The sequence below is a fragment of the Variovorax sp. UMC13 genome (assembly GCF_014170375.1).
Lineage (GTDB): Bacteria > Pseudomonadota > Gammaproteobacteria > Burkholderiales > Burkholderiaceae_C > Variovorax.
In genome coordinates, this window is sequence record NZ_LZZW01000002.1 from 1 (window position 1) to 25,034 (window position 25,034).

23 protein-coding genes are annotated in these 25,034 nt (G+C 69.7%); 18 read left to right on the forward strand and 5 right to left on the reverse strand.

What is annotated here, in order from left to right:
- Positions 1 to 83: 83 nt before the first annotated feature.
- Positions 84 to 917 carry an enoyl-CoA hydratase-related protein gene (locus A9977_RS00315; RefSeq protein WP_183022866.1) on the reverse strand — a complete coding sequence of 278 codons (834 nt, stop codon included), beginning with the start codon at positions 915 to 917 and terminating at the stop codon, positions 84 to 86.
- 146 nt (positions 918 to 1,063) lie between these two features.
- On the opposite strand from A9977_RS00315, the gene A9977_RS00320 reads away from it, so the two are divergent.
- The 8 genes from A9977_RS00320 (at position 1,064) to A9977_RS00355 (ending at position 10,129) form a co-directional block, all read left to right on the forward strand.
- On the forward strand, positions 1,064 to 2,044 hold the full coding sequence (locus tag A9977_RS00320; RefSeq protein ID WP_183022867.1) for a zinc-dependent alcohol dehydrogenase family protein: 981 nt from the start codon (positions 1,064 to 1,066) through the stop codon (positions 2,042 to 2,044).
- Positions 2,045 to 2,233: 189 nt separating this feature from the next.
- Entirely contained in the window at positions 2,234 to 3,586 is a 1,353-nt protein-coding gene (locus A9977_RS00325; protein WP_183022868.1) for a VOC family protein, read from the forward strand.
- Positions 3,583 to 4,800, forward strand: coding sequence for a PLP-dependent aminotransferase family protein (locus A9977_RS00330; protein ID WP_183022869.1), 1,218 nt, complete (start codon positions 3,583 to 3,585; stop codon positions 4,798 to 4,800). The genes A9977_RS00325 and A9977_RS00330 overlap by 4 nt, the downstream gene beginning before the upstream one ends.
- A gap of 336 nt (positions 4,801 to 5,136) precedes the next feature.
- Positions 5,137 to 5,730, forward strand: a complete 594-nt coding sequence (locus A9977_RS00335; protein WP_183022870.1) for an amino acid synthesis family protein — start codon at positions 5,137 to 5,139, stop codon at positions 5,728 to 5,730.
- Between the two features lie 263 nt (positions 5,731 to 5,993).
- The gene (locus tag A9977_RS00340; protein ID WP_220811413.1) at positions 5,994 to 7,064 is read left to right on the forward strand and encodes an ABC transporter ATP-binding protein; all 1,071 of its coding nucleotides are present in this window, start codon (positions 5,994 to 5,996) and stop codon (positions 7,062 to 7,064) included.
- Complete coding sequence (locus A9977_RS00345; RefSeq protein ID WP_183022872.1) at positions 7,061 to 7,957, forward strand: ABC transporter permease; 897 nt, start codon at positions 7,061 to 7,063, stop codon at positions 7,955 to 7,957. Before A9977_RS00340 ends, A9977_RS00345 begins: the two co-directional genes overlap by 4 nt.
- 13 nt (positions 7,958 to 7,970) lie before the next feature.
- A complete protein-coding gene (locus A9977_RS00350) occupies positions 7,971 to 8,750 on the forward strand; it encodes an ABC transporter permease (RefSeq protein WP_183022873.1) in 780 nt (259 codons plus the stop codon).
- Between the two features lie 80 nt (positions 8,751 to 8,830).
- Positions 8,831 to 10,129 (forward strand): amidohydrolase family protein, encoded by a 1,299-nt coding sequence (locus A9977_RS00355; protein WP_183022874.1) that lies wholly within the window; start codon positions 8,831 to 8,833, stop codon positions 10,127 to 10,129.
- On the opposite strand, the gene A9977_RS00360 is transcribed toward A9977_RS00355, so the two are convergent.
- Both A9977_RS00360 and A9977_RS00365 read right to left on the reverse strand, forming a co-directional pair.
- Positions 10,082 to 11,092 carry a LysR substrate-binding domain-containing protein gene (locus tag A9977_RS00360; protein ID WP_183022875.1) on the reverse strand — a complete coding sequence of 337 codons (1,011 nt, stop codon included), beginning with the start codon at positions 11,090 to 11,092 and terminating at the stop codon, positions 10,082 to 10,084. The genes A9977_RS00355 and A9977_RS00360 overlap by 48 nt on opposite strands.
- 77 nt (positions 11,093 to 11,169) lie before the next feature.
- Complete coding sequence (locus A9977_RS00365; RefSeq protein ID WP_183022876.1) at positions 11,170 to 12,279, reverse strand: M20 family metallopeptidase; 1,110 nt, start codon at positions 12,277 to 12,279, stop codon at positions 11,170 to 11,172.
- 257 nt (positions 12,280 to 12,536) lie between these two features.
- Here A9977_RS00365 and A9977_RS00370 point away from each other — a divergent pair, with 257 nt between their 5' ends.
- The 7 genes from A9977_RS00370 to A9977_RS00400 all read left to right on the forward strand — a co-directional run bounded on the left by A9977_RS00370 (position 12,537) and on the right by A9977_RS00400 (position 19,904).
- The gene (locus tag A9977_RS00370; RefSeq protein ID WP_183022877.1) at positions 12,537 to 13,553 is read left to right on the forward strand and encodes an ABC transporter substrate-binding protein; all 1,017 of its coding nucleotides are present in this window, start codon (positions 12,537 to 12,539) and stop codon (positions 13,551 to 13,553) included.
- A gap of 7 nt (positions 13,554 to 13,560) precedes the next feature.
- Positions 13,561 to 13,944: a RidA family protein gene (locus tag A9977_RS00375; RefSeq protein WP_183022878.1), complete on the forward strand. Its 384-nt coding sequence runs from the start codon at positions 13,561 to 13,563 to the stop codon at positions 13,942 to 13,944.
- A 3-nt stretch (positions 13,945 to 13,947) separates the two neighbouring features.
- A complete protein-coding gene (locus A9977_RS00380; protein WP_183022879.1) occupies positions 13,948 to 15,231 on the forward strand; it encodes an FAD-binding oxidoreductase in 1,284 nt (427 codons plus the stop codon).
- Positions 15,228 to 15,773 carry a 4-vinyl reductase gene (locus tag A9977_RS00385; protein WP_183022880.1) on the forward strand — a complete coding sequence of 182 codons (546 nt, stop codon included), beginning with the start codon at positions 15,228 to 15,230 and terminating at the stop codon, positions 15,771 to 15,773. The genes A9977_RS00380 and A9977_RS00385 overlap by 4 nt, the downstream gene beginning before the upstream one ends.
- Positions 15,774 to 15,801: 28 nt before the next feature.
- The gene (locus A9977_RS00390; protein WP_183022881.1) at positions 15,802 to 16,638 is read left to right on the forward strand and encodes a fumarylacetoacetate hydrolase family protein; all 837 of its coding nucleotides are present in this window, start codon (positions 15,802 to 15,804) and stop codon (positions 16,636 to 16,638) included.
- A 148-nt stretch (positions 16,639 to 16,786) separates the two neighbouring features.
- A complete protein-coding gene (locus A9977_RS00395; RefSeq protein WP_183022882.1) occupies positions 16,787 to 19,138 on the forward strand; it encodes a DUF6351 family protein in 2,352 nt (783 codons plus the stop codon).
- An 85-nt stretch (positions 19,139 to 19,223) separates the two neighbouring features.
- On the forward strand, positions 19,224 to 19,904 hold the full coding sequence (locus A9977_RS00400; RefSeq protein WP_183022883.1) for a Crp/Fnr family transcriptional regulator: 681 nt from the start codon (positions 19,224 to 19,226) through the stop codon (positions 19,902 to 19,904).
- A gap of 16 nt (positions 19,905 to 19,920) precedes the next feature.
- On the opposite strand, the gene A9977_RS00405 is transcribed toward A9977_RS00400, so the two are convergent.
- The gene (locus tag A9977_RS00405) at positions 19,921 to 20,823 is read right to left on the reverse strand and encodes a LysR family transcriptional regulator (RefSeq protein WP_183022884.1); all 903 of its coding nucleotides are present in this window, start codon (positions 20,821 to 20,823) and stop codon (positions 19,921 to 19,923) included.
- Between the two features lie 123 nt (positions 20,824 to 20,946).
- Here A9977_RS00405 and A9977_RS00410 point away from each other — a divergent pair, with 123 nt between their 5' ends.
- A complete protein-coding gene (locus A9977_RS00410; RefSeq protein WP_183022885.1) occupies positions 20,947 to 22,335 on the forward strand; it encodes an L-serine ammonia-lyase in 1,389 nt (462 codons plus the stop codon).
- 33 nt (positions 22,336 to 22,368) lie between these two features.
- Here the strand turns inward: A9977_RS00410 and A9977_RS00415 are convergent, their stop codons facing one another.
- Positions 22,369 to 23,307: a MurR/RpiR family transcriptional regulator gene (locus tag A9977_RS00415; protein ID WP_183022886.1), complete on the reverse strand. Its 939-nt coding sequence runs from the start codon at positions 23,305 to 23,307 to the stop codon at positions 22,369 to 22,371.
- Between the two features lie 184 nt (positions 23,308 to 23,491).
- Between A9977_RS00415 and A9977_RS00420 the strand changes: the two genes are divergently transcribed.
- Both A9977_RS00420 and A9977_RS00425 read left to right on the forward strand, forming a co-directional pair.
- Positions 23,492 to 24,457 carry an NADP-dependent phosphogluconate dehydrogenase gene (locus A9977_RS00420; RefSeq protein WP_259651753.1) on the forward strand — a complete coding sequence of 322 codons (966 nt, stop codon included), beginning with the start codon at positions 23,492 to 23,494 and terminating at the stop codon, positions 24,455 to 24,457.
- The gene (locus A9977_RS00425; protein ID WP_183022888.1) at positions 24,454 to 24,990 is read left to right on the forward strand and encodes an SIS domain-containing protein; all 537 of its coding nucleotides are present in this window, start codon (positions 24,454 to 24,456) and stop codon (positions 24,988 to 24,990) included. Before A9977_RS00420 ends, A9977_RS00425 begins: the two co-directional genes overlap by 4 nt.
- Positions 24,991 to 25,034: the final 44 nt, after the last annotated feature.

Genomic DNA, 25,034 nt, shown 5'->3' on the forward strand with positions numbered 1-25,034 from the left:
GGGGAGGGGAGGGCGGGGAGGCGGTTTAAAACTTTGTGCCGCGAGTCTAGGGGGCGATGGCCTTTTCTGCCTGAACGGCGCGTTCAGCTTGGTGAGCGCCTGGCCTGCGAGCGGTTCCTGAATGCGGCGGCCGCCTGCCGATGCTCGTCGCTGTCCACGAGGCGGATCAGGCGTTCGGCCTCATGGTCCATCGCGTCTTCGAGCGCGAGGTGCAGTGCCTCGTCCAGGTTCTTCTTGATGTCGCGCACCGCGGCCCCGGCGAGCGCGGCCAGCGCATGGGCCGTCCGCAGGGCCGTGGCCTGCAGCTCGGCATCGTCCACGACCTGGCTGGCTAGGCCGAAGGCCTTGCATTCGGCGGCGTCCACGCGGCGGCCGGTGAGCATCATGTCGCGCGCGGCGCCGGGGCCGGCGAGCCGCGTGAGGAACCAGTTCACGCCGTAGTCGCCGCTCATCGCGAGCCGCGCATAGCCCGTTGCCATGAAGGCGGACGTGCCCAGGATGCGCATGTCGCAGGCCAGGGCCAGCGCCAGGCCCGCGCCGACCGCCGCGCCGGGCAGGGCCGCGACCGAGGGCTTCGGCAGGCGGTACAGCGCGCCGGTGAGCGTGCGCTGCCTGTGCTGCAGGTCGGCGATCTGCTCGGACTCACTGCGCTGCGCACCTTCGAAGCGATCGCCCATGCCCTTGACGTCGCCACCCGCGCAGAAGGCCTTGCCGGCCCCGGTGATCAGCAGCGCGCCGATGGCGGGATCGTCGGCGCAGCGCTGGATGCCGCGCCGGATCGCCGGCGTGAGTTCGCCCGAGAGCGCGTTCATCGCTTCGGGCCGGTTCAGCGTGAGGACCGCCACGCGCCCGTCCAGGTGGAAGCGCAGTTGCGGCGTGCCGGTGTCGAAGGAAACGGTGGCGTCTTCTGGGTTCATGGGATGTCCGGAGGAATGGTGGGCAGGTCGTGTCCGCGCGCAGCGCGGCGAAGAAAGATGATTTATAAACCGTTTACCTAACTGTCGTTTGTTCTCTCGAAGCGGCAGCCCCATCCGTTCCTCGCACATTGAGAAAGGCCTCTTCCATGAAAGCGATCCAGCTCTCTTCCTTCGGCGATCCGCTGGCCGTCGTCCAGGTGGTCGACGTGGACCCTCCTGCGGCACCGGGCCCGGGCGAACTGCGGGTCCAGGTCGACTGCGCGCCGATCAACCCGTCGGAGCTGTTGATGGTCCGCGGCCTGTACGGCTTCAGGCCGCCCCTGCCCTGGGGCCTGGGCCAGGAAGGCGTGGGGCAGGTGCTGGCTGTCGGCGCGGGCGTCGACGGGCTGGCGGTGGGCGACCGGGTCGTGCTGCCGCCCGATGCCGGGGCCTGGCGCGAGCAGCTGATCGTGGCGGCCGCCGACGTCGTCCGGGTGCCGGCGGACGTCGACCCGCAGCAGCTCTCGATGGCCCGGATCAACCCGCCGACGGCCGCGTTGCTGCTGAGCGAATTCGTCGATCTCCAGCCGGGCGAGTGGGTGATCCAGAACGCGGGCAACTCCGGTGTCGGCCGCTCGGTGATCGCCTTCGCCGCGGCGCGCGGGCTGAAGACGGTGAGCCTGGTGCGCCGACCCGAACTGATCGAGCCCCTGCTGGCCGCGGGCGCCGACGCCGTGCTGCTGGAGGGCCCGGGCATCGCCAAGCGCGTGGCCCAGGCCACGGGCGGGGCGCCGATCCGGCTCGCGCTCGATGGCGTGGCCGGCGAATCGACGGCGGCCCTGTCGTCCTGCCTGGCCCAGGACGGCGTGCTGGTCGCGTACTCGGGCATGAGCGGTGCGCCGGGCCAGCTGAACCCGCTGCACGTGATCTTCCGCAACATCGAGGTCCGGGGCTTCTGGCTGGGCCATGCGCGCTGGCGCCACGACCCCAAGGTCGCGGCGGCCGTGCAGCAGGCGGCGCAGCTGATGGCGCAGGGGCGGCTGCAGGTGCCGGTGGCGGCCGTCTATGGCCTGGACCAGGCCCGGGACGCCATCGCGCATGCGCTGCGCGGTGGCAAGGTGCTGTTCCGCGCGGCCGCCGCATCCTGAGCGGCGCGCGGCCGCCGGAGGGCTGGTCGCGCGTAGGTCATTCTGAAATCAGATGAAGTCCTTCCATATTGTCGTTTGCGCGAGCGCCCGCCGCTGCCTACGATGGCTTTCTTCGCATGGCCCTGCCATTCCGTTTGCTCATGAGCAGACGGCATGGCCAGGCCGAACCCCCGAGAACCAAGCCCTCCGATGCCAGCCAGCCTCCTGCTTTCCCCCGACGCGATCCGCGCCGATTTCTCCGCCGCGCTGTCGGCGATGTACCGCCTGGAAGTGCCGCAGTACGGCGTGCTCATGGACCTGGTGGCCGACATCAACGCGCAGGCGCTGCAGGCCGACCCGGCGCTGCACGATGCGCTGGCGGCCGGCGAGCAGATCGCGCGCCTGGACCAGGAGCGCCACGGCGCGATCCGCGTGGGCACCGAAGAAGAACTGGCGCTGATCGCGCGCATGTTCGCCGTGATGGGCATGGCGCCCGTGGGCTACTACGACCTGGCCGAAGCCGGCGTGCCGGTGCACTCGACGGCCTTCCGGCCGGTGTCGGATGCATCGCTGGCGGCCAATCCCTTTCGCGTCTTCACCTCGCTGCTGCGCCTGCCGCTGATCGAGGACCCGGCCCTGCGCGACGAGGCCGCGGCCATCCTCGCGCGCCGGCGCATCTTCACGCCGCGGGCGCTGGAGCTGCTGCAGCTGGCCGAGGTCCAGGGCGGCCTGGATGCGGAGCAGGCCGCGGCCTTCGTGCCCGCGCTGCTCGACACCTTCCGCTGGCATGGCGATGCGACGGTGGACGCCGCGACCTACGAGCACCTGCTCGCCTCGCACCGCCTGGTGGCCGACGTCGTGTGCTTCCGCGGCCCGCACATCAACCACCTGACGCCGCGCACGCTCGACATCGACGCGGCGCAGGCCGAGATGCCGCGCCGCGGCATCGGCGCCAAGGCGCTGATCGAAGGGCCGCCCACGCGGCGCCATCCGATCCTGCTGCGCCAGACCAGCTTCAAGGCGCTCGAGGAGCCGATCGCCTTCGCGGGCGCCGAAGGCGTCAGCGGGGCGCACACCGCGCGCTTCGGCGAGATCGAGCAGCGCGGCGCGGCGCTCACCCGCGCCGGCCGCGCGCTCTACAACCGGCTGCTGAACGAGGCACGCGACGGCGACGCCGCCGTGCCTTATGCCGAGCGGCTCGCGCGCGCCTTCGAGGCCTTTCCCGACGACCTCGATCAGATGCGGCGCGCGGGCCTGGCCTTCTTCCGCTACCGGGCCGTGGCCCCGGCGGATGCCGATGCGGCCTCGCAATCGATCGATGAGCTGGTGGCGCGCGGCATCGTGCAGGCCGAGCCGATTACCTACGAGGACTTCCTGCCCGTGAGCGCGGCCGGCATCTTCCGCTCGAACCTCGGCGACGCCAGCGGCCCGACCTACGACGCGCCCGGCAGCCGGGCCGAGTTCGAACGCGCGCTGGGCCGCGCGGTGCACGACGAGATCGCGCTCTACGAAGCAGCCGAGCAGCGTTCGATCGCCGAGCTGCGCGCGGCCCTGGCCGCATGAAGCCGATGCCGCCGATCCCCTTCGCCGCGCCCTTCGCCGACCCGGCCGGCTCGCCGATCCGCGAACTCTTTCCCTACCTGAGCCGGCCCGGCATGATCTCGCTGGCCGGCGGTTACCCCTCGGCCAGCCTGTTCGACCAGGCGGGCCTGCAGGAAGCCAGCCTGCGCGCAATCGCCAAGCCTGGCCAATCGCTGCAGTACAGCGCGACCGAGGGCCTCCCGGCGTTGCGCGAAGCGCTGCAGCAGCTGAGCGCGGCGCGCGGCGTCCATTGCGCCAGCGACGAACTGATCGTCACCACCGGCTCGCAGCAGGCCTTCGACCTGCTGGTGCGCGTGCTGATCGAGCCCGGCGATGCGGTGTACGTCGAGTCGCCCACCTACCCGGCCACGCTGCAGGCGCTCAAGCTCGCGCAGGCGCACATCGTGCAGGTGCCTGCCGACGAACAGGGCCTGCAGGTCGATGCACTCGAAAGCCTGCTGGCCGAGACGCCGCCGGCGCGCCGCCCGAAGCTGCTCTACACCGTGCCCAACTTCTCGAACCCCGGCGGCACCTTGCTGCCGGCCGCGCGGCGCGAGGCGCTGGTGCAACTGGCCCTCCGATACGGCTTCCTGATCGTGGAAGACGATCCCTACGGCGCGCTCGACTTCGGCGACGGCACGCCGGCCACGCTGTTCGAGACCGCGCGCGCCTTGGCGCCCGGGCGCAACCCGGTGCTGTACCTGTCGAGCCTGTCGAAGACCGTGGCGCCGGCCCTGCGCATCGGCTGGATGGTCGCGCCGCCCGAGGTGCTGCGCCGCTGCGCGATCGCCAAGCAGACCGCCGACCTCTGCACCTCCGCGCTGGCGCAGGCCATCGCCGCCGAGTACTTGGTCGGTGGCAGCGCCGACGCGGCCATCGCCGCGATGCGCGCCGAGTACGGCCTGCGCATGCGGCACATGGTGGGCGCGCTGCGCGAGCGGCTGGGCTCGCGCGTGGCCTTCGTCGAGCCGGCGGGCGGCATGTTCGTGTGGTTGCGCACGCTGCCTTCGATCGATCCGCAGCGCCTGTTCGAGGCCGCGGTCGAGGCGGGCGTGCTGTTCGTGCCGGGCCGGGCCTTCTTCGCGGCCGAGGCCGATCCGCACTGCATGCGCCTGACCTATGCGGCCCCGGACGTGGCTCAGATCTCCGAAGGCGTCGCGCGCCTGGCCCAGGCCTTCGACCGCGCCGGCCGCTGAGCCTTCTGCAGCGCCCACGAAAAAGCCGCCTCGAGGGGCGGCTTTTTTGCGGGAGATTGGTCGTGGGCTCTTACGCGACCCACGTTACGGCACATTCACATGCAGGAACACTCTGTAGTTTTTCTCGTCGTGAGCGTTCTGTATCGACGTACCGCCGTGAGATTCGGCGCTGCCTGCAGGGCAAGCCCAATGCAACCTCGGGCAATGCGCATTATACACAAAAGTTGAATCGCCGCAATTCTGGTCGCGCGATATGGCATGAAGCGCTGCTGCGCCGGTCTTCGACGCGGCCACTGATGCTGTTCGCGCCGCCGCGGCCGGCCTAGGCTCGGTGCCATGCCTTCCATCTCCTCGCCGACCATCCAGCTGCGCAAGCGCAGCCTCCAGATCGAAACGATCTTCCATGAAGGCGGCCCGCCGGCCAGCCGCCCGGTCCGTGTGGCCGCGGCCTGCGCGGTGGTGCGCAATCCCTATGCGGGACGCTACGAGCCCGAACTGCTGGCTTTCATGGAAGCGCTCAAGCCGCTGGGCGCAAGCCTGGCCGAGGAACTGGTCGCCACCTTGGGCCGGGACCGGGTCGAGGCCTACGGCAAGGCCGCGATCGTGGGCGTGAACGGCGAGATGGAACATGGCGCCGTCTGGCACGAGGCCGGCGGCTGGGCGATGCGCGAAGCGCTGGGCGCGCCCCGGGCCATCGTGCCCTCGGTCAAGGCCGTGGCGGGCACGGGCTACCGGCTGATGGTGCCGCTGCACCACGTGCAGGCGGCCTATGTGCGCAGCCATTTCTCCTCGGCCGAGATCGGCCTCCAGGACGCGCCGCGGCCCGACGAGATCCTGTTCGCGCTGGTGATGGCCGATGGCGGGCGCGTGCATGCGCGCGTGGGCGGGCTGAGGGCCGATCAGATCGCGGCGGGGGATGGGCAGCGCTAGCCGGCGGCTGCGTTCTTTTTCTTCGCCGAGGGACTCGCCCGGGCGCGATCGCCGCACCCGGTTCCGGGGTCCGAGCTCGTGCCCGTCGATGCGCGCCGAGCGGCGGCGTGACCCTGCGTAATGCCTCATTAGCAAAGGTCAGTCGCGCATTTTTATCGTCATGGCACATTTCGGACATGCTTGATACCCATGCTCCCGAATGCCCCACAGCGGCCGGTCCGCGTGCCCCGCGACCGAAGTCTGCAGCAGCGCCCGACAAGCTGGTGCTCGAACAGTTGCGCAAGAACTACCAGGGCTCGAACGCCGTCGACGACGTGTCGATGCGCATCCCGACGGGCCAGTTCGTTTCGATGATCGGCCCCAGCGGATCGGGCAAGACCACGACGCTGATGATGACCGCCGGCTTCGTGCCGCCGGACAGCGGCCGCATCCTGCTCGACGGCAAGGACATCACGGCGCTCACACCGCAGTCGCGTGGCCTGGGCATGGTGTTCCAGAACTACGCGCTCTTTCCGCACCTGACGGTCGCGCAGAACGTCGCCTTTCCGCTCGAGATCCGGCGCACGCCGCGTGCCGAGATCCGCGAGCGCGTGGCGCAGGCGCTCGAGATGGTGCGGCTGTCGCCCTATGCCGAGCGCAAGCCGCAGGCCCTTTCGGGCGGCCAGCAGCAGCGCGTGGCGCTCGCGCGCGCCATCGTCTTCCGGCCGCCGGTGGTGTTGATGGACGAGCCGCTCGGCGCGCTCGACAAGAACCTGCGCTACCAGATGCAGGTCGAGATCAAGGAACTGCAGCAGCGCCTGAACACCACCGTGGTCTATGTCACGCACGACCAGGAGGAGGCGATGAACATGTCGGACCTGATGGTCATCATGAACGGTGGTCGCATCGAGCAGGTCGGCGCCCCGCGCGAGATCTACGAGCAGCCGCGCACGGTGTTCGCGGGCAAGTTCCTCGGCGAGGCCAACGTGCTGCTGGGCAGCATCGAATCCGGCGCGCAGGCGTCGGTGTTCATCACGGGCGCAGGGCGGCGGCTGGCGCTGGCGCCCGGCCTGCCACGCCCGCCCGGGAAGACGGCCGCGCTGTTCCTGCGGCCCGAGAAGGTGGTGCTGCAGCCGATCGGGGGAGCGGCCGGCGGTATCGCGGGCCGCCTGCCCGGCATCGTCCGCCGGGTGTCCTTCCTGGGCCACATCGTGCGCTATGGCGTCGACGTCGGCGAGCGCGACATCCTGATTGCGGACGTGCCGAACACCCGCGGCCGTCCGGTGCACGCCCTCGGCGATGCGGTGGAAGCGGAATGGCCGCTCGAAGACACCCACCTGCTGGAGGCGACATGAGCCGCGCCGTGGTCGCTGTCGGCACGCCGACCCCGGCGGTGCCCCTCGCCGCCGCTGCGCGCGCGCCCGACAGCCGCATCGCGTGGCTGGGCCTGCCCTTGCTGGCCACGCTGCTCGTGGTCTTCGTCCTGCCGCTGATCTGGTTCTTCGTGCGTGTGATCGGCGAAAGCGGCGGCATCGGCGCCTTTGCCGAACTGACGCGCCACACCTTGAGCACCGGCGCCGTGCCGCAGGCGATGGTGCTCACGCTGTGGACCTCGGCGGTGGTCACCGCCGCCACCATCTTCGTGGCCTACCCGATGGCCTATGTGCTCAGCCAGGCGCGCGGCCTGCTGTTCTCGCTGATCATCCTGTGCGTGGTGTTGCCCTATTTCACCTCGATCATCGTGCGCACCTACGCATGGATGGTGCTGCTGGGCAGCCAGGGCCTGATCAACAAGATGCTGCTGGGATTGGGCCTGATCGGCACGCCGCTGCCGTTGCTCTACAACACCGTCGGCGTCGTGATCGGCATGACCTACGTGCTGCTGCCCTACATGGTGCTCACGCTCTATGCGGCGATGCGCAGCATCGACCTGAACCTGGTCCGCGCCGCATTCGGCATGGGCGCGTCGGGCGCCTATGCGTTCTGGCGCGTCTTCCTGCCGTTGAGCATGCACGGCGTGCTGTCGGGCAGCCTGATCGTCTTCATCCTGGCGCTGGGCTTCTTCATCACGCCGGCGCTGATGGGCGGCCCGTCCAACATCACCATCGCGATGCTGATCGAGCGCGAGGTCGAGCTGTCGATGAACTGGCCGGTGGCCGGCGCCATGTCGCTGGTGCTGCTGGCCGTCACGCTGGTCCTCTACGCGGTCTACACCCGATTCACCGACTTGCAGCGCATGCTGCGCTGAACGCGAGCACCCCATGAAGACCAACCGCATCCTGCGCGCGCTGGTGGCGTTCTACGCCCTGGTGCTGATCGGCCCCATCGTCATCCTGGTCGTGCTGTCGTTCACCGGCGAGGCCTACCTGCAGTTTCCACCGCGCAGCTATTCGGTGCAGTGGTACGAACGCTTTCTGTTCGACACCGCCTGGCAGCGCGCGCTGTGGACCAGCCTGGTCATCGGCGCCGTCAGCTGCCTGTTCGCCAGCGTGATCGGCTTCCTTGGCGCCTACGCCTTCGTGCGCGGCAGCTTTCGCGGCAAGAAGATGCTGCTGTCGGGCGTGCTGTTGCCGATCATCGTGCCCCAGATCATCACCGCGATCGCGATCTACCAGATGTCGATCTCGCTCGGCCTGGTCGGCAACCGCTTCTGGATCGCGATCTGCCACGCGATGCTGGCGCTGCCGGTGGTTGTCGTGATGCTGATCTCGGCGCTGCAGGCGGTCGACGAGAACCTGGAGCGAGCCGCGCTCGGCCTCGGCTGCAGCCGGCCGATGATGTTCCGCCGCGTGGTCGTCCCGCTGGCGCTGCCGGGCGTGATCTCGTCGGCGCTGTTCGCCTTCCTCGCCTCGTTCGAAGAACTGATCGTCGCGCTGTTCCTGAGCGGTGTGTCGTCGCAGACCCTGTCGGTGCAGATCTGGAACAGCCTGCAGATGACGGTGGAGCCGACCATCGCGGCGGTCAGCGCCTTCCTCATCGCCGTCACCGTGGCCGTGCTGCTGGCCGACCGCGCCATCCGGCGGCGCAGGAGCCCGCCATGACGATGAGGCGAGCGCCTGCGGCCACGCGGTGCGGCCCATCCGCCCTTGTTCGAAGCACTTGACAGGAAAGTGAAATCACGATGAAACGAACCCTTTTTCGCGATGCCATGGTGTGGGACGGCAGCGGGGCCGACGCGTACCGCGCCGATGTGCTGGTCGAGGGCCAGCGCATCAGCGCCATCGGTCCGGTCGCCGGCACGGCCGACGATGCCGAGGTGATCGACTGCGGCGGCCGCACGCTGATGCCCGGCTTCGTCGAAGGCCATGCGCACGTCTCCTTCGGCGGTGCGGTGAAGGACTCCGACCTGGGCGACATCCAGCCCGAGGAGCACCTGCTGCTCACCGTGCAGAACGCCAAGACGCTGCTCGACCACGGCTTCACCAGCGTCTACAGCGCCGCCAGCGCCAAGCTGCGGCTGGACGTGGTGGTGCGCAACGCGATCAACGCCGGCCGCATTCCAGGCCCGCGCTTTCGCGCCGCCGGGCCCGAGATCACCGTCACCGCGGGCCTGGGCGACGAGCGCAAGAACCACATGTACCGCGAGAGCTTCGGCATGGTGGCCGACGGCCCCGAGGAGATCTCGCGCGCGGTGCGGCTGTGCTGCCGCGAGGGGGTGGACAACATCAAGATCAACATCTCGGGCGACGACACCGGCCCGCTCGCCAAGGGCGACGTGACGGTGATGCGCGAGGAAGAGGTGCGACGGGCGGTCGAGACGGCGCGCGACTTCAACAAGCGCGTCGGCTGCCACGCGCGATCGGCCGAATCGGTCAAGCGCGCCGTGCGCTGCGGCGTCGACGTGATCTACCACTGCGAATCGGCCGATGAGGAGGCGCTGGACATGCTCGAGGCCGCGAAGGACCGCATCTTCGTCGGACCCGCGATCGGCCTGATCTATTCGATGATGTACGAGGCCGAGCCCTGGGGCCACACGCGCCAGATGGCGCTGGACATGGGCATGCAGCGGGTGCTCGACAGCAGCGCGCGCACCTATGCCGAACTGCGCAAGCGGGGCGTGCGGGTGCTGATCGGCGGCGACTACGGCTTCGCCTGGACGCCCCAGGGCACCAACGCACGCGACTTCGAACACTTCGTCAAGCTGTTCGGCTACACGCCGAGCGAGGCATTGCAGTGCGGCACCCGCATCGGGGGCGAGGTGATGCAGATGGGCCACGAGCTGGGCATGGTCAAGGCGGGCTACCTGGCGGACCTGCTGCTGATCGATGGCGACCCGCTGCAGGACCTGTCGCTGCTGCCCGATGCCCGCAAGCTGCTGGTGATCATGAAGGATGGCGAGCTGTACAAGTGCGACGCCGAAGGCCTGAGGCGCTCAGCCGCTGCGCGCCCGGCGCGCCACGCGGCCGCCGCCCTCGCCTGAACGCGCCGCCGGAAGGGACGAAGGCACGGGGGCGGCCGGCGCCGCCGCGCCTTCAGGGAACTCCGCGGCGATGGCCTCCATGCGCTCGCGCAGGAGCGCGAGCAGGGGCTCTCGCTCCACGCCCGATCGGTGCGCCTCGACCCAGTAGGCGCAGAAGACGATCGGGATGCTCGGCTCGAAGCGCTTGAACACGATGCGCGAATGGCGAAAGGGTTGGGCCGCCACCGGGTCGAGCAGCGTGAAGCCGACACCGGCCTCGACCATCGCGCACGCCGCGGTGGCCGCCGGGCATTCCACCACCGGCGTCGGCGCGCCGCCGACCGCATGGAAGGCGTTGACCATCACGTCCAGCAGGCCGTTGCTGCGGGTGGTCGCGATCATCGCGTCGCCGCGCAGGTCGGCGCTGCTGACCGTCTCTGCGTTCGCCAGCCGGTGGCCCGGCGGCAGCAGGCACATCGCCTGAAAGCGGCCGATCGCTTCGGTGCGGATGCCCGGCACACCCACCGTGTCGAGTGCGATGCCGATGTCGGCCTTCTGCGAGTTGACCCAGGCGATCACCTGTTCGTTGGGCGGCGAACGCACCAGGAAGAAATCGGGGTGCACGCTCTGGCGGTAGTCACGGATCACCGCCGGCAGCACCGCGATCGACACCACCGGCACGGCCGCGATGACGATGCTGCGGTGCTCCGATTCGCGCAGTCGCGTGCAGAACTCGTTGATGCCGTCCAGTCCGACGAAGGAGCGCTCGATCTCCTCCAGCAGCAGCTCGGCGCGCCGCGTCGGCACGATGCGCCCGAGGCGGCGGTCGAACAGCGGGAACTGCAGGATGTCCTCGATGTCGTGGATCAGGTGGCTGATGGCCGGCTGCGTGACATGCAGCCGCGCGGCCGCGCCTGTGATCGAGCCCGTGAGCATCACGGCACGAATGGTTTCGACATGGCGATAGGTCAGGCGGCTGGGCACGGTGTAAAGGCAGGGGCACAGGGTATGGAGCGTCCATGCTAGCCCGGCCCTCGGGCAGCGCATATCGCGGTTGACCCTCAGGTCCCGTCGATCAAGCGCTCGTAGATCGCCACCGCCTCGTCGATGCGCTCGACCAGGCAGTACTCGTCGGTCTGGTGCGCCATCGCCGGCTCGCCGGGCCCGAGGATCACCACCGGCACCTCGGCCCATGCCAGCTGCAGCGCGGCCGCATCGGTGAAGTAGGAGGCGCCGGCAATGCCTTCGTCGCGCCCGGTGGTCTCGCGCACGGCCTGCTGCACCCGCGCAATCCAGGGATGCGCGGCATCGGTCCAGACCGGGGGCACGTCCAGCAGCGGCGAGAGCTCGATGTGTTCACCCACGTGGGCCGCCACGGCCGCACGCACGTCGGCGTGGGCCTGGCCGGGCACGGTGCGCAGGTCGAGCGTGAACTCGCAGTGGTCCGGCACCGAGTTGATGTTGAGGCCGCCGCGGATGGTGCCGACATTCAGCGTCGGCTGGCCCAGCGCAGCGTGGCGGCAGGCATGGAAGCGGAAGTCGGCCAGGTGCGCGATCGCGCCGGCCGCCATGCCGATCGCGTTGCGCCCCTTCTCGGGCATGGCGCCGTGGGCCGTCACGCCGCGTGCCGTGCCGCGCAGCCACAGCGCGCCCTTGTGGCCGAGCCAGATGCGGTTGGCCGTCGGCTCGCCGACGACCAGGGCCGACGGCAGCGCCAGCGGGGCGTTTTGCAGCAGGTCGAAGGCGCCTTCGCAGCCGGTCTCTTCGCCGGCCGTGATGACCAGCAGCGCCCCCGGCCCCGCGCGCAGCGCATCGAGCCGGTTCAGGCAAGCCTGCACGAAGGCGGCAACGCCGGCCTTCATGTCGCTGGCGCCGCGGCCATAGATTCGGCCGTCGATCATTTCGGCGCCGAAGGGGTCGACGGACCAGGGCGCATGGCCCAGCGGCACCGTGTCGACATGGCCGGTGAACGCCAGCGGCCACTCGCCCTTGCCGATGCGCGCCACCAGGCTGGTGCGCCCCGGCGCGAACTCCTGGCGGTGCAGCGCGAAGCCGGCGTCGCCGAGCACGCCGGCGAGCACCTCGATGCACGCGCGTTCGTTGCCGGGCGGGTTGACGGTGTCGATGCGCACCAGCGTGCGCGTGAGTTCGGTGGCGGCGGACGGCTTCATGGCGGAGGTGAAACGGGGTGATGGGCCAGTCTGCCGCAAGGTCCTGCGGCCCCGCATTGATTTCTGAACATGGCCCATAACAAAAGGTCAGTTCAAAGCGCGGCCGTTCGCTGGCACATTCGCCAACGACGCCGACCTTGCGGCGCTTCCCGCCAATCCGAGACAGAAAGGGCCCCATGTTTTCGAAGAGACCACCAGACTCCCGCCCCGGTGCCGCACCGACACGCCGCAACTTCCTCCTCGCCTCCGGCGCCGCCGTGGCCGCGCCCCTGCTGTGGACGCGCCGGGCATCGGCCGCGCAACGGGTGGTGCTGCGTTCCTCGGGCGGCTCCTACGACGAGATCCGCAAGAAGCTGATCTACGAACCGTTCCAGAAGCAGACCGGCATCGAGGTGGTGGTGGTGGCGGCCAACATCGCCAAGATGCTGGCCATGATGAAGGCCGGCGGCGGCGAACTGGACGCCATCGACGTCGGCGCCGATGCGGTCTACCAGCTCGAGGCGTCCGGCGGCCTGGCGCCGATTCCCTACGACCGCTTCAGCTTCACCCGGCCCGACGACATCGGCGCGCCGTACCGCCGCCAGTACCTGGTGGGCAATCACGTGTTCTCGCGTGTGCTCGGCTTCAACACGGCGGCGTTGCCGGCCGGACGCGAACCGTCGTCCTGGGCCGACTTCTGGGACACCAGGAACTTCCCCGGTGCGCGCACGCTGGCCGACATGGTGACCGGTGCACCCGACCTGGAGTTCGCACTGCTCGCCGACGGCGTGCCAATGGACAAGATCTATCCCATCGACCTGGACCGGGCCTTCGCCTCGCTGTCGAAGATCCGCCCCTCGATTCCCAAGTTCTGGGACTCCGGCGGACTGGGCGCGCAGATGCTGGCCGACAAGCAGGTCGTGATGGGATCGATCTGGAACCCGCGCCTGGAGGTGATGGCGAAGAGCGGCGTGCCGGTCAAGGCGCAATGGAACCAGAACATGATCCAGCTGCAGTCCTATGCGCTCGTGAAGGGCGCGCGCAACATGGACGCGGCGGTCAAGCTCATCGACTACTGCGTCAGCGCCGAAGTGCAGCAGCGCTTCTCTGAGAACTATGCGGGCACCGGACCGGTCAACACCCGCGCGATGAATGCCTTGCCGGCCGCATTGCGAGACACCGTGCCGGGCAACCCCAGGCTGGCGGACAAGAGCTTCCTGCTCGACCCGAAGTGGTGGGCCGACAACCGGACGGTGGTCAACGACCGCTGGTCGAAGTGGATCGTGAAGGCCTGAGACCGCCATGTTCCACATCGTCGATACCGGCCTGGCCCGCACGCCCGGCGCCCCGCTCAATGGCACCGTGCGCGCGGGACGCACCCTCTACATGTCCCACATCCCCAAGGACCCGGAGACCGCAGCCTTCATCGGCGGCAGCTTCGAGGCGCAGGCGCGACGCGCCTTCGCCAACCTGAAGCAGTCGGTGGAATCCGCCGGCGGCACCCTGGCCGACGTGACCCAGATCGTGATGTTCCTGGTCGATCGCGAGGACTTCGCGGCGATGAACGAGATCTATCGCGAGTTCTTCGCCGACCCGTTCCCGAACCGCTCGGTGGTGGTGGTCAAGGAGCTGATCGCGCCGGGGATGCTGATCGAGTTCCTGGCCTATGCCCACCTGGGCGACTGAACCGTGAGCGCCTCACTTTCCGGCGCGACGGCCCGCTCGGGGCCCGGCATCGCGGTGATCGGCGGCGGCATCGTCGGGCTGGCCTGCGCGCTGTCCCTGCAGCGTGCGCTGGGCGATGTCACGCTGTACGACCTGCTGCCGCCCGGTGGCGGTGCCTCGTATGGCAACAGCGGCCTGGTGGCGGTGGACAGCTGCGGGCCCCTGGCCATGCCGGGCATGATGCGCCGCATCCCGGGCTGGCTGATGGACCCGGACGGCCCCCTGGCCGTCGACCCGCGCTACGCCTTCAAGGCGCTGCCCTGGCTGTTGGCGCGCGTGCGCTCCGGCAGCATGGAGCGCATCGTCGCCACCTCCGACGGCCTGCGCCTGCTGCACAAGGGGGCGCTCGACGCCTACCGCGAGCTGCTCGGGCCGGCGCACTTCGCCGACCTGATCCGCTGCAGCGAGCAACTGGAGATCTGGGAGTCCGAGGAATCGGCCGCCGCCCGCGCGATCGTGCAGCGCCTGCGCGAGCGCCACGGCATCGCGGTGCGCGTGCTCGACCGTGCCGAGGTCGCCGATCTGGTGCCCGGCATCTCGCCGGTCATCACCCACGGAGCGCTGCTGAGCAACGGCGGCTTCGTGGTCAACCCGCTGCGCCTGCTCACCGTGCTCACCGAGCTGTTTCGCCAGGCCGGCGGCCGGGTGCGGCACGAGCGCGTGATGAAGCTGGTGCCGCCCAGCGACGCGCAGGGCTGGCGGCTGATCAGCTCGCACGACGACACGCACCATGGCCGCGTGGTGGTGGCGGGCGGCGCGGCCTCGCGCGAGCTGCTGGCGCCCCTGGGCATCCACCTGCCACTGGAAGCAGAGCGCGGCTACCACGTGATGCTGCGCGACCCGGGCTTCCACCTGCCGCTGCCGCTGCTGTACAAGTCCCGCGGTTTCGGCGTGGTGCCGATGGAGGACGGGCTGCGCGTGGCCGGCACGGTGGAGATCGCCGCGCCCGGCCGGCCGATGAACGAGCGGCGCGCGCAGTCGCTGCTGAACCTGGTGCAGCAGTTGCTGCCCGGCGTGCGCGGGGAGGAGCGTTCGGTCTGGATGGGCTCGCGTCCGTCCTTTCCCGACAACCTGCCGGTGATCGAACGCGCCCGCATCGCCGACGGGCTGTTCATCGCCTGCGGCCATGGGCACTTCGGCATGACGTCCGGACCGATCACCGGCCGCCTGATGACCCAGTTGGTGGCCGGCGCGCCGACCTCGGTCGATCTCGCGCCCTTCCGTTCGCAGCGCTTCGCCCGGGCATGAACGACCAACGCAATCCCCAGGTTCCCATCGACGTCGACCCCGACAGCGGCGTCTGGCGCAGCGATGGCCTGCCGATGGTCTACCTGCCGCGCCACTTCTTCATCGACAACCACCGGCTGGTGCGCGCGGCGATGGGGCGGGCAGCCCATGCGCGCCTGCTCTACGAATCGGGCTACGAGTCGGCCTGGACCTGGAGCAGCCGTGTCGCGGCGCAGGGCGAGCTCGACGGGATCGCCGTGTTCCGCCACTACCTGGCGCGCATCTCGCAGCGCGGTTGGGGGCGCTTCCACATCGAGTCGCTCGACGAGGCGACGGGCGCCGCGCGCATCCGCTTGGCGCACTCGATCTTCGTCGAGCAGGCCGGGCGGGGCTCCAGTGAGTCGACGCTGTGCGACTTGTTCGAGGGCTGGTTTCCGGGCTCGCTCGAGTGGGTCGGCCGCGGCGAGCGGCGACCCTGGCGGCTGCGCTGTCGCGAGATCGCCTGCGCCGGCCAGCCAGGGCATGCGCATTGCGTGTTCGAAGTGAGGCCGCGCACCGAATGATTCACAACCCACGAAGGACAACGACCTTATGAAACTCTTGCGTTACGGCCCCATCGGCGCCGAGAAACCCGGGGCCCTCGACGCCGCCGGCCGGGTGCGCGATCTGTCGCCACTGGTGCACGATCTCACGCCCGATTGGCTGGCACCGGCCCGCCTGCAGGCCCTTGCCGCGATCGACCTGGAGCGGCTGCCGCTGGTGCCCGAAGGCGTTCGCCTGGGCGTGCCGGTGGCCGGCGTACGCCAGTTCGTGGCCATCGGCTTGAACTACCGGCAGCACGCGATCGAGTCGGGTCTCGACGTGCCGACCGAGCCGGTGGTGTTCAACAAGGCGCTGGGTGCACTGGGCGGGGCCAACGACGACGTGACACTGCCCGAAGGCTCGGTCGCGGGCGACTGGGAGATCGAGCTGGGCGTGGTGATCGGCAGCCCGGTGCGGCGTGTCTCCGCGGCCGATTCGCTGTCGCACGTCGCGGGCTACTGCCTGGTGAACGACGTGTCGGAGCGCGACTGGCAGATCCGGCGCAACGGCCAATGGTGCAAGGGCAAGAGCTTCGACGGCTTCGGCCCGGTCGGCCCCTGGCTCGTAACCCGCGACGAGCTGCCCGATCCGCAGGATGTGCCGCTCGAGCTGGCCGTCAACGGCCAGGTGCGCCAGCGCAGCAGCACCGCCGACATGATCTTTCCGGTGGCGCAGATCATTTCCTACCTGAGCCAGTTCATGACGCTGATGCCCGGCGACCTGGTGATCACCGGCACGCCGCAGGGGGTGGGCATGGGCATGAAACCGCCCCAGTACCTGCAGCGCGGCGACGTCATGACACTCAGCGCGGGACCGCTGGGCACGCAACGCCAGCGCGTGCTCTGACGCCGGTCCTTTCCTCGAGCCGCCGTCCCGGTGCAGGCCTAGGGTTAGTCCCGACCCAGCCGTCCCGCCAATTGTCGTCACCGCCACAAACTCATCGGAGGTGCAGTCCTAGCATTCGCTGGCTTTCACAAAAAAACGGAGACAAGCCATGCGAGTTCAGTCGAGATTCATCTTCCATGCGACGGCCGCGGCCGTCGCCGCGGGACTGTTGGTGGGTTGCGGCGGCAGCGGGGGCGGCGATGCCACATCCCCGCCGACCCCGGGTGGCGGCGGCACGCCACCGGTCGTGAGCGGGCCGCTGGTGCTCAAGACCTTGTCGAACCGCGCCGACATGATCAGCGACGGCGATGCGCTGGTGGAAGTGGTGCTGCCCACGGGCCTGGCGGTGGCCGATGTGCGGCTCGACCTCGATGGCTCGGACGTGACCGGCGCCTTCACCAGGCGCGACAACGGGCGCGTGATGGGCCTGCTGACCGGCCTGCGCAACGGCGAGAACCTGCTGACCGCGACGGTCAAGGGCAAGGCCGGCGGCGCGCGCCTGGCGATCACCAACTTCTCGCGCGGCGGCAACATCTTCGCCGGCGCGCCGATCCAGCCCTGGGTGTGCGCCACCCGCACGGGCAGCCCCGCCACGGTCTCGCCGGCGGGCACCAATCTCTCGGGCACCACCACCACGCGCGTGAGCGGGCTGGACGCCGACGCGGTCGACGCGGACTGCAACGCGCCGACGAAGTACAGCTACTACTACCAGCCCAAGGCCAAGGAAGGCTCGGCCTGCACCTTCACGGTCGGTGACCCCAATGCCTGCCTGCTGCCCTATGCCGCCGATGCGCGGCCCAAGGACGCCGACATCGCCGACTTCACCAACGACCGCGGCGACACCGTCAAGGCGCTGCTGCGCGTGGAGCTCGGCACCATGGGCCGCGGCATGTACCAGATCGCGACCTGGTTCGACCCGGCGCAGCCCTGGACTCCCTGGGCGCCGCAGAAGGGCTGGAACGGCAAGCTGCTCTGGAAGATGGGCGCCTCGGCCTCGGGCAACCGTTTCCAGCAGCAGCCGGGCAGCGCGATCTTCGACGACAACGCCTTGCGTGCGGGCTTCGCGACGGTGAACTCGCAACTCACCAACCACCAGGACAACAACAACGAAGTGCTGGCCACCGAGAACATCATGATGGTGAAGGAACACCTGATCGACACCTACGGCGAGGTGCGCTACACCATGAGCGACGGCGGCTCGGGCGGCTCGATGATGCAGACCGTGCCGGCCTCGGTGATGCGCGGCCTGCTCGACGGCCTGCAGACAGGCGTGAGCTATCCCGATGCGGTGAGCACCTGGATGGAGACGCGCGAGTGCGGCATGCTGACCCACTACTACGACACGCCCGCGGGCTCGGCGCTGAGCCCCACGGCGCGCGCGGCGGTGAACGGCCACCCGAGCGCCACCCATTGCTTCATCTGGTCCCTGAGCTTCGTCAATCCGCAGGACCCGAAGCTGCCCGACAACTGCGGCAACGGCTTCCCCGCGGGCATCGTCTACGACCCCCGCCTGCGGCCGACCGGCGTGCGCTGCTCCATCCACGACGTGCTGACGCCGGTGATCGGCACCGTCACCGACACCGACCGGACGGTGAAGCCCAACCTGCCTTACGACAACGCCGGCGTCCAGTACGGCCTGAAGGCGTTGCAGGCCGGCGCGATCACGCCCGAGGAATTCGTCGCGCTCAACGAAGGCGTGGGCAGCTACGACCTGGACATGGCCTGGTCGGGCGGCTCGGCCACGGCACCGGTCATTCCGGCGCCGCGCGCCCGCGTGTCGCCCACCGCGATGGTGCCCTTCTACAAGAGCGGCCTGGTGAGCGTGGGCCGGAACCTGGCGCAGGTGCCGATCATCGACCTGCGCCCGGAGATGGGCCCCGACATCCACATGGCCTGGCGCTCGTATTCGCAGCGCGCGCGGCTCGACGCGGCCAACGGCGGCCACGGCAACCACGTGATCTTCGGCAGCGCGTCCTACTACGTCGACGGGACGGCCCTCAACCGCAAGGCCTTCCGCACGATGGACCGCTGGCTCACGGCCATCGAGCAGGACAGGTCGGCGGATGCGAAGCCGGCCAAGGTGCTGCGCAACAAGCCGGGCGACGCGGCGGACTTCTGCATCGCAACGGCCGGCGTGAGCGATGCCGAACTGGTGGACGTGGGCTTCGGCAGCGCGGCCTGCGCGGTCAAGCCCTATGAATCGCCGCGCATCGTGTCAGGCGGGCCGCTGTCGGAAGACGTGTTCAAGTGCCAGCTCAAGCCGCTGGACTTCGCCTCCGCCGATTACGGCAGCACCGTCTTCACGGCCGGGCAGCAGGGGCGGCTGCGCGCGGTGTTCAGCGACGGCGTGTGCGACTGGAACAAGCCGGGCGTGGGCCAGGTCGCCTGGGCGCCCACCAGCTTCCGCGCCGGACCGGGCGGGCAGCCGCTGCCCGCGGCGCCGAGCTCGACATCGTTCTGAGTCGGCGGGCACCGGGCCGCGGTCCGGTGCTCTACATTCAGCCGATCGCGGCCCGCCGCCCACCCCTCGTCGCACACCTCGACCCATGCCCCCTCCACGGGAACTCCGTCCCTTCTTCGAACGCTGCATCTGGCCGCGCGCGCTGACCCATGCGGAGTGCACCCGGGCCTTCGATTCGCTCTACGTCAAGCAGCATGAGACCCATGCCTCGGTGTGCCAGCGCGACGAGATCGCCGACAGCTGGATCGGCGTGCTCGAAGGCTTCCTGCGCGTGCAGGACACCACCGCCGATGGCCGCCTGGTGATGTTCACCGGCGTGGCGGCCGGTGGCTGGATCGGGGAGGGCTCGCTGCTCAAGCCCGAGCACCGCAAGTACGAGATCATGGCCACGCGCCCGACCGTCACGGTGCACCTGCCGCGCGGCACCTTTTCCTGGCTGCTCGAGCGCAGCATCCCCTTCAACCACTTCATGCTCTCGCACCTCAACGAGCGCCTCGGCCAGTTCATCGCGATGGTGAAGTTCGACCGCCTGCTCGAACCCACGGCGCGCGTGGCGCGCGGCATCTCCAGCCTGTTCCATCCGGTGCTCTACCCCAACACCGACTCGACCCTGCACATCAACCAGGAGGAGATCGGCCTGCTGGTGGGCGTCTCGCGCCAGCGCGTGAACACCGCGCTCAACGAGCTGGCATCGGCGGGGCTTATCCAGCGCGGCTACGGCTACATCACCGTGACCGACCGGCAGGCGCTGGCGCGCTACCCCTGAGCTTTCCGGCGCGCGCTCAGGCTCGCAGCGACTTCGCGGTGCGCAGCAGCTGGTCGACGAACACGCGGATCGCCGGGTGGGTGCGCTCGCCCTGGCGGAAGGCCGCCGAGATGTGGCGGTGGACCCGCGGACGCAGGGGCACCGCGGCGAAGGCGCCGCGCATCTGGCCCAGGCGCAGGCCGGGAATGATGGAGACGGCGCAGCCCGAGCTCACCATGGCCGCGATGATCTCGGAGCCCAGGCACTCGGCGCTCACGCGCGGCGCGTAGCCCGCGCGCCGGCACAGGCCCAGCACGAACTCGCCGTACACGCTGCTGGCCGAATCGAGCGCCCATTCCTCGTCCTTGAGTTCGGCCAGCCCCAGCGTCTTCTTGCGCGCCAGCCGGTGCCCGGTGGCCAGGATGACGTGCAGCTCGTCGTCGATCAGCGGCACATGCTTCACCGTCTGGCCGCCGCGGGCCGGGCGCCCGCCGAGGTCGTCCACGATCGCGATGTCGGTGCTCCACGAGCCCAGCGCCGCCAGCCCTTCGGCGGGTTCCATCTCGACCAGCGTGACCTGCAGCCGCGGGTAGGCCGCGCGCAGCGCCTGGATCACGGGCGGCAGCAGCGCGGCCGCGGCGGTGGCGAAGGCCGCGACGCGCAAGGTGCCCGCGATCTCCTCGCGGATCTGCGCGAGCTCCGACTTCGCCTCGTCCAGCACGGTGAGCACGCGTTCGACATGGCCCACCAGCACCTCGCCCGCATGCGTGAGCTTCACGCCCCGGCCACGCCGCTCGGTCAGCGGCACACCGACCTCGGCTTCGAGCTGGGCCAGCTGCTGCGAGACCGCCGACGGCGTCAGGCACAGCACGTCGGCCACCGCCGTCATGGTCTGGCGGTTCGAGAGTTCCCGCAGCGCCCTGAGTCGTGCGAAGTCCATGGCAGGCCCGTCAATGTTAAGAATTACTTGAATATATCCAAAGAAATGATCAATGGTATTGATCGGACGGAAGGCCTAGGATCGCCGCGTTCTCCTTCCCTCCACCCCTGAACGGATACCACCGTGGCAGTCAGCGTTTTCGACCTCTTCAAGATCGGCATCGGGCCTTCGAGCTCGCACACGGTGGGCCCGATGCGGGCCGCGCGCCTGTTCACGAAGGCGTTGGAAGACGCAGGCCTGCTGGGCGCCGTGCACCGCGTCGTGTCGGAGATGTTCGGCTCCCTGGGGGCGACGGGCAAGGGCCATGGCACCGACGTCGCCGTGCTGCTGGGCCTGGCCGGCCACGAGCCCGACAGCGTCGACGTGGATGCCGTGCCCGCGCTGCTGGCCGACATCCGCGCGCGCCGGTCGCTGCCACTGGCGGGCGTCCATGCGATCGCGCTCGACGAGAAGGCCGACCTGCTGCTCTACGGCCTCAAGGCGCTGCCCTTCCATCCCAACGGCATGCGCTTCACGGCCGTCGACGGCGCAGGGCAGCCGCTGCTGGAGAAGACCTACTACTCGGTGGGTGGCGGCTTCGTCGTCAGCGAGACCGTGGCCGGCGACGGGTCGCGGCAGAAGGCGATCGCACCGGACACCGAGATCCTCGAATGGCCCTTCCACAGCGGGGCCGACCTGCTGCGGCTGACCGCGCAGCACGCCTGCAGCATCGGCGACGTCATGCGACGCAACGAGCGCCATTGGCGCAGCGACGCCGAAACCGAGGCCGGCCTGCTGCGGATCTGGCGGACGATGCAGGCCTGCGTCGAGCGCGGCTGCCGCACCGAGGGCGCGTTGCCCGGCCCGTTCCGCGTCCGGCGCCGGGCCGCTGCGCTGGCCCGGCGGCTGGGCGACCCGCGCGCGGCCATGGCCGATCCGCTCATGGTCATCGACTGGGTCAACGTGTTCGCCCTGGCCGTCAACGAGGAGAACGCCGCGGGCGGGCGCGTGGTGACCGCGCCCACCAACGGCGCGGCCGGCATCGTGCCCGCGGTGCTGCACTACTACATGCGCTTCGTGCCCGGTGCCAGCGAGCGCGGCGTCGTCGACTTCCTGCTGACCGCCGCGGCCATCGGCCTGCTCTACAAGGAGAACGCCTCGATCTCCGGCGCCGAGGTGGGCTGCCAGGGCGAGGTCGGCGTGGCCTGCTCGATGGCCGCGGCCGGGCTCTGCGCGGTGCTGGGCGGCAGCCCCGCACAGGTGGAGAACGCGGCCGAGATCGGCATGGAACACCACCTGGGCCTCACTTGCGACCCGGTGGGCGGCCTGGTGCAGATCCCCTGCATCGAGCGCAACGCCGTGGCCTCGGTCAAGGCCATCAACGCGGCGCGCATGGCGCTGTATGGCGACGGCGTGCACCACGTGAGCCTCGACCAGGTGATCAAGACCATGCGCGAGACCGGCGCCGACATGATGACCAAGTACAAGGAAACCTCGCGCGGCGGGCTGGCGGTGAACATCGTCGAGTGCTGAGCGGCGGCGCGCCTGCAGCAGCGCCGCGAGGCCTCAGCGCACGGTCTTGATGCGCCGCTTGTTGGCCAGGTCGTTGGCTTGGTCGATCAGGTGCGAGGACCGCTCGTACTGCGAGCAGGCGATCATCGCGTAGAGGATGTCGCCGATCACCAGTTGCGCGATGCGACCGGTCAGCGACTCGTTGGAAAACGCGGTGGGCTTGGCGGAGTAGCTGAGCACGAAATCCGAGGCCTTGGCCAGCGGCGACATGGCGTTGTGCGTGAGCGCGATCACGCCCGCGCCACCGAGTTTTGCACGCTGGGCCGCGGCCACCACGGGCTCGGTGCGGCCGGTGTGGCTGACGCCGATCACCACGTCCTGCTCGGAGAGGATCGACGACGAGATCATCATGATGTCGACGTCGGCATGCGCCGAGATCGGGATGCCCAGGCGCAGCAGCTTGTGGCGGATGTCGAGCGCGACGGCTGCGCTGCCACCCACACCATAGACATCGACGCGCCGTGCTTTCGCGATCATCTCCGCGGCGCCCTGCAGCGACTTGAGATCGACCGTGTGGCGCGTGTCGCTCAGGCTCGCGATCGAGCCCGCGATCAGCTTGTCGCAGATGTTCTCCACCGCGTCGGTGGCCTTGAGTTCGCCGATCACATGGGGGTGCGTGAGCGACACGTCGCGCGCGAGCAGCACGCGGAACTCCGAGAAGCCCAGATAGCCCACCGACTGGCACAGCCGCGTCACGGTGGCATCGCTCACGCCCGCGGCCTGCGCGAGCTCGGTGATCGTCATCTGCAGCAGCGCCTCGGGGTTCTGCAGGATGAAGTCGCACAGCCGCTGGCTGGCCGGCGTCAGGGAGCTGTAGACGGCTTCCAGCCGCAGCCGCACATGGGAGCGCGAGACGGCGCCGGCGACGTCGTTGACCGGACGCTCGCGTGGCCTGGGCGGGTCGGTGTGTGGGGAGGGAGGAAGGGCGCGCATGCGTGGCAATCGGGGGGAGGCAGGAGCTTCATCGTACGGCTGCGCATGGCAGGCCGACAGAGGACTTACGCCGAGCGTCGAGCCCACGTTTTAGGGCTGAAAAGGGCACCGGAAATCAGTGAAAAGATGATTCATCCGGACGCTCGAAAATGTAGATCATTTACTTCTTTGCCCTCGAGAGACGCTGTGCTCTACTGCCGCCCGGAATCATCAATTCACCGGGGCTGAAGCAGTAGCAAAAATGGAAATCGGATTCGTTGGACTGGGCAAGATGGGCGGGGCGATGGCGAATCGCCTGCATGTGGCGGGTCACCAGGTGCTGGCCTTCGACGGCCACGCCGCGGCGGTCGCTTCGGCGCAGGCCCGGGGCCTGCGCGTGGCCGCTTCGCTGGAGGCCCTGGTCGCCGGCCTGTCGGCGCCGCGCGTGATCTGGATCATGACGCCGCCCGGCGCCGCGACCCAGGCGCTGATCACCGATCTGGCCGACCTGTGCGCACCCGGCGACCTGATCGTCGACGGCGGCAACTCCGACTTCCGCGATTCGAAGAAGCGTGCCGACGTGCTCAAGGCCCGCGGCCTGACGCTTGTCGATGCCGGGGTCAGCGGCGGCACGCAGGGGGCGGTCAACGGTTGCGGGCTGCTGGTCGGCGCGGAGAAGGATGTGTTCGAGCGGCTGAAGCCAGCGTTCGAGGCCTTGGCCGCACCCGGCGGCTACGCGCTGGTGGGGCGCAGCGGTGCGGGCCATTTCGCGAAGGCGGTGCACAACGGCGTCGAGTACGCGCTGATGCAGGCCTATGGCGAAGGCTACGAACTGCTGACCGCCTCCGAGATCGAGGTCGATGTGGTGGCGGCGCTGGAGGCCTATCAGGGCGGCTGCTCGATCCGCTCGCATCTGCTGGAAAAGATGTGCCATGCGATCGCGGGCAACCCGACGCTCGAGGGCATCAAGGGCTATGTCGCCGATTCGGGCATGGGCCGCTGGACCGTCGAGGAGGCGATCCGCCTGCGCGTGCCCACGCCCACGATCTCCGCCGCGCTGCAGACGCGCTTCCGCTCGCAGCAGGACGATTCGCCGACCATGAAGAGCATCGCCGCCTTGCGCGGCGAGATCGGCGGCCATGCCGTGATGAAGACCGGCGGTGCCGCATGAGCGCGGTGCTGGAGCGGCTCGACACCATCATCGAGGAACACCGCAGCGTGGCCGCGGTGCTGCGCGCCGAGGAAGTCGATGCGCTCGCGGCCGCCCTCGTGGGCGCGAAGCGGGTGTTCCTGAGCGGCCAGGGCCGCTCCGGCAACATGGTGCGTGCGCTAGCGATCCGCTTCACGCACATCGGGCTGGCGGTGAACGTCGCCGGCGAGCCCACGGCCGGGGCCATCGGCGCCGGCGATCTGCTGATCGCGGTCTCGGCCTCGGCCACCACCAAGGCCACGCTCGAGCACATGCGGGTCGCGAAGCAGAAGGGCGCCACGGTCGCGCTCGTGACCACGGTGCAGCGCGAGGTCGAGCATGCCGATCTGCGGCTGACGCTGCCGATCCGCGCGACCGTGCCCACGGTGCAGCATGCCGGCTCGCTGTTCGAGCAGGCCTTCCTGCTGGTGGGCGATGCACTGGCCTGGGACGTGCAGCAGCGCCTGGGCGTCGCGGACCGCACGCTCGACGAACGCCATGCCAACCTGCAGTGAATGAGGCGGGCAGCGGGGCACCGTCCTCCTGCACGCGTCCGCCG

Coding starts and splice junctions, on each gene's coding strand:
- A9977_RS00315 (WP_183022866.1), bottom strand. CDS start 917: ATGAACCCAGAAGACGCCACCGTTTCCTTCGACACCGGCACGCCGCAA.
- A9977_RS00320 (WP_183022867.1), top strand. CDS start 1,064: ATGAAAGCGATCCAGCTCTCTTCCTTCGGCGATCCGCTGGCCGTCGTC.
- A9977_RS00325 (WP_183022868.1), top strand. CDS start 2,234: ATGCCAGCCAGCCTCCTGCTTTCCCCCGACGCGATCCGCGCCGATTTC.
- A9977_RS00330 (WP_183022869.1), top strand. CDS start 3,583: ATGAAGCCGATGCCGCCGATCCCCTTCGCCGCGCCCTTCGCCGACCCG.
- A9977_RS00335 (WP_183022870.1), top strand. CDS start 5,137: ATGCCTTCCATCTCCTCGCCGACCATCCAGCTGCGCAAGCGCAGCCTC.
- A9977_RS00345 (WP_183022872.1), top strand. CDS start 7,061: ATGAGCCGCGCCGTGGTCGCTGTCGGCACGCCGACCCCGGCGGTGCCC.
- A9977_RS00350 (WP_183022873.1), top strand. CDS start 7,971: ATGAAGACCAACCGCATCCTGCGCGCGCTGGTGGCGTTCTACGCCCTG.
- A9977_RS00355 (WP_183022874.1), top strand. CDS start 8,831: ATGAAACGAACCCTTTTTCGCGATGCCATGGTGTGGGACGGCAGCGGG.
- A9977_RS00365 (WP_183022876.1), bottom strand. CDS start 12,279: ATGAAGCCGTCCGCCGCCACCGAACTCACGCGCACGCTGGTGCGCATC.
- A9977_RS00375 (WP_183022878.1), top strand. CDS start 13,561: ATGTTCCACATCGTCGATACCGGCCTGGCCCGCACGCCCGGCGCCCCG.
- A9977_RS00385 (WP_183022880.1), top strand. CDS start 15,228: ATGAACGACCAACGCAATCCCCAGGTTCCCATCGACGTCGACCCCGAC.
- A9977_RS00390 (WP_183022881.1), top strand. CDS start 15,802: ATGAAACTCTTGCGTTACGGCCCCATCGGCGCCGAGAAACCCGGGGCC.
- A9977_RS00395 (WP_183022882.1), top strand. CDS start 16,787: ATGCGAGTTCAGTCGAGATTCATCTTCCATGCGACGGCCGCGGCCGTC.
- A9977_RS00400 (WP_183022883.1), top strand. CDS start 19,224: ATGCCCCCTCCACGGGAACTCCGTCCCTTCTTCGAACGCTGCATCTGG.
- A9977_RS00405 (WP_183022884.1), bottom strand. CDS start 20,823: ATGGACTTCGCACGACTCAGGGCGCTGCGGGAACTCTCGAACCGCCAG.
- A9977_RS00415 (WP_183022886.1), bottom strand. CDS start 23,307: ATGCGCGCCCTTCCTCCCTCCCCACACACCGACCCGCCCAGGCCACGC.
- A9977_RS00425 (WP_183022888.1), top strand. CDS start 24,454: ATGAGCGCGGTGCTGGAGCGGCTCGACACCATCATCGAGGAACACCGC.